Raw genomic sequence first — 2419 nt, forward strand, 5'->3', positions numbered from 1 at the left:
GGGATGCCGCCTGGTCGATGCCGAGCCCGAGTTCATCGTGCTCGCCCGCGACCGCCGCTTCGACTACGCCCGCCTCGCGCTGGCCGCCAACGAACTGCGCGCCGGGGCGCGCCTCGTCGTCACCAACCCGGACCTGAGCCATCCCGCGCCCGCAGGCGCGGTCGTGCCCGAGACCGGCGCGCTGATGCGGGCGCTGGTGGCCTGCGCGGGCATCGAGCCTGCGCAGGTCATCGGCAAGCCCGAGGCGGACCTGTTCATCGAAGGCCTGCGCCGCCTTGGGGCCACGCCGGCCCACACGCTGGTGATCGGCGACAACCCGCTGACCGATGCGCTGGGCGCGGCCCGGCTGGGCATGCGCTGCCTGCTGCTCGGGCGCGATCCGCAGGCCCGCGCGGCGAGCCCGGCCGCGCTGCTGCGCCTGCCCTGAACTCAGCGGCTCTTGCTGCGGCGGCCGTACAGGCCCAGGCCCAGCAGGCCGGCCAGCATCAGCGCGGTGGTGGCGGGCTCCGGCACGGCCGCTGCGGGCAGCGTGGAGATCGCGCCGATGGCGTCGATGTCCGCGCCGGACGAGCCGCCGCCGGTCTTCAGGTTGTTGGGGTTGGCATCGGTCAGCTTGACGTAGCTGAAGTGGTCGGCCGAGGTGAAGCCGTAGGCGTCCAGGTCGACGGCGGACGTGGAGCCGCCCAGCGCGCCGACGTTGAACCAGGTGCTGCCGTCCTTGCTGACCGCCACGTACATCGGCTCGACCGAGGGGCCCACCTCGAAGACGGCGAGGTCGAAGTTGGACGTGCCGTCGGCCACCAGCACGTTGTCGGTGAACTTCCAGACGGCGCTGCCGCCGTTGCCCAGCGACATGAAGGTGCAGGGGTTGCTGGCGGCCGTGCAGCCGCCGCCGGACACGTAGTTCGGCGCGCCCAGGCTGTTCTCGGGCTTGCCGTTGTAGCTGTCGGGCGCCTGGGCGGCGCTCGGGTAGGAGCGCGAGACGAACTCGTCGGCGAACGAGATCTGGCCGGCCGGGAAGTTCACGCCGGCATAGACCGTGGCTTGGGCCTGCGAGGCGAGGGCGGACGCGGCGAGCGCGGCCAGGGCGAGGAAGGAAGTCTTCATGGTGCTGTCACTCCAGGGTGGGAAGAAGGGGCCGCGGCGAGGCATGCCGGGGTGCTTCCAGCCTAGGGTCGGGGCGTGACAGGTGCGTGAACTTTGTTCAATCCGTTCGCTCTACGAATTGAGTGAATGTCAAAGAAAATTCAATAGCGTTTCAGCGACAGCACGTCGAAGGTCTTGCGGATCGTCTTCACCGCGTGGCCGTAGTCGGCCAGCGCGAGGCAGGCGATCAGCACGTCGATGATGGCCAGCTGCGCCAGCCGGCTGGTCATCGCCTCGGTGCGGAACTGGGTCTCGCGCGCCATCGTCAGCAGCAGCACGTCGGCGTACTGCTGGATCGGCGAGCGGCCGAAGTTGGTGATGCAGATCGTCTTCGCGCCGGCCTCCCTGGCCAGCCGCGTGGCGGTGACCGTCTCGTGCGTGCTGCCCGAGTGCGACACGGTGATGACGGCCACGTCCGGCCCGGTCAGCGTGGCGCTGATGACCTGCATGTGCGAGTCCACTACCGACTTCGCGTTGAGCCCGATGCGCAGCATCCGGTAGTGGGCGTCCTCGGCGATCGGGGCGGCGCTGCCGATGCCGTAGATCTCGATGCGCTTGGCCGCGCGGATCAGCTTGACGGCCTTCTCCATCGCGGTGGCGCTGAGCGTGGACTGGGTGTCCTGCAGCGTCTGCACGTTGCTGTGGAAGATCTTGGCCATCACGTCGGCCACCGGGTCGCGCGGCTCCAGGTCCTCGTGGATCAGCTGCACCGGCTGCACGATCTCCTGGGCCAGCACGATCTTCAGCTGCTGGAAGCCGGTGGCGCCGATGCTCTTGCACAGGCCGACCACGCTGCCCTCGCTGGCGCCGGTGCGCTCCGCCACCTCGCTGACCGACATGTGGACGACCTCCTGCGGGTGGTCGGCGATGAAGTCGGCGATGCGCTGCACCGCCGGGCCCAGCGTGGGCCGCAGCGTGCGCAGCCGGGCCAGCACGGCGGAGACCGAGATCGGGTCGGCCGCGGGCGCCTTGGCGGCCTTCTTGCGGCCGGTGGTGCTGGGTCGGGAGGCGGTCGTGCCGCGGGTCGGTCGCTGGGCCATGGAAGGGGCGCTGGAGGGTCGGGCGGAGGGCTGCGCCGCACTGTAGCGCAGCACCCGTGACGGGCCCGCGCGGGTCATATTCCCGATCTCTCGTCGCAGCGCGCATGCGGCGGCATCGTCGGCCCCCCGGAAGGCGCCGGCTGGACTAGTATCGGAACCAACAGTCCGAGGTGTTGTGATGAACTGCCGGCCCGCTTTCCCGAACCTGACTTGTCGTCGCCTGCTGCTGGCCC

3 protein-coding genes are annotated in these 2419 nt (G+C 70.3%); 1 reads left to right on the forward strand and 2 read right to left on the reverse strand.

The window, feature by feature from the left end; all coding sequences use genetic code 11:
* On the forward strand, window positions 1-427 hold a 427-nt coding region (locus tag B0W88_RS31185), incomplete at its 5' end, for an HAD hydrolase-like protein (protein ID WP_144007118.1).
* 2 nt (window positions 428-429) lie between these two features.
* On the opposite strand, the gene B0W88_RS31190 is transcribed toward B0W88_RS31185, so the two are convergent.
* Complete coding sequence (locus tag B0W88_RS31190) at window positions 430-1107, reverse strand: PEP-CTERM sorting domain-containing protein (protein WP_077038348.1); 678 nt, start codon at window positions 1105-1107, stop codon at window positions 430-432.
* Between the two features lie 140 nt (window positions 1108-1247).
* Complete coding sequence (locus tag B0W88_RS31195; protein WP_233151906.1) at window positions 1248-2186, reverse strand: MurR/RpiR family transcriptional regulator; 939 nt, start codon at window positions 2184-2186, stop codon at window positions 1248-1250.
* Window positions 2187-2419 lie beyond the last annotated feature (233 nt).

It is taken from the genome of Pelomonas sp. KK5 (assembly GCF_001984095.1).
Taxonomy (GTDB): Bacteria; Pseudomonadota; Gammaproteobacteria; order Burkholderiales; family Burkholderiaceae_C; genus KK5.

Excerpts from the sequence above, each read along its gene's own strand:
- B0W88_RS31190 (WP_077038348.1), bottom strand. The coding sequence starts at position 1,107 with ATGAAGACTTCCTTCCTCGCCCTGGCCGCGCTCGCCGCGTCCGCCCTC.
- B0W88_RS31195 (WP_233151906.1), bottom strand. The coding sequence starts at position 2,186 with ATGGCCCAGCGACCGACCCGCGGCACGACCGCCTCCCGACCCAGCACC.